General features: G+C 54.9%; 1 protein-coding gene. It reads right to left on the reverse strand.

The window, feature by feature from the left end:
• On the reverse strand, positions 1-177 hold a 177-nt coding region (tnpB, locus tag E3W21_RS24580), incomplete at its 3' end, for an IS66 family insertion sequence element accessory protein TnpB (RefSeq protein ID WP_305955710.1).
• Positions 178-401: the final 224 nt, after the last annotated feature.

Here is a 401-nt window from a genome sequence, read left to right on the forward strand (position 1 = left end):
GTACAACACTTTGACCCGGTTGCGGTGACGATTCAGAAAAACGAAGAGTACGGGATCGAACACCGCAACTTTGATATCCAGTTCGACCAGGGCAGCCAAGCCGTCGATGGACTTTCGAAAGTCCACCGGTTTCGGGTAGAGGTACACTTTTTCAACGCTGGCGTTGGGACGCATCATGGTGATGGGCTCCTGAGGGAAATCGGGAGCACAGCATCAGCTGTCAGCTATCGGCTTGGAATGTGGGGTTCGTGGAGCGGATACAATACCGCTACCTTGATACCCAGCTCGACCAGGGCCGCGAGGCCGTCGATGGATTTTCGGAAGTCCACGGGCTTGGGGTATAGGTACACTTTTTCGACTTTGGCGTCGGGACGCATCATGACGGACTGGCTCCAGAAAGA

Origin of the sequence: Pseudomonas sp. F01002 (genome assembly GCF_004402115.1) — a bacterium.
Lineage (GTDB): Bacteria > Pseudomonadota > Gammaproteobacteria > Pseudomonadales > Pseudomonadaceae > Aquipseudomonas > Aquipseudomonas frigoris.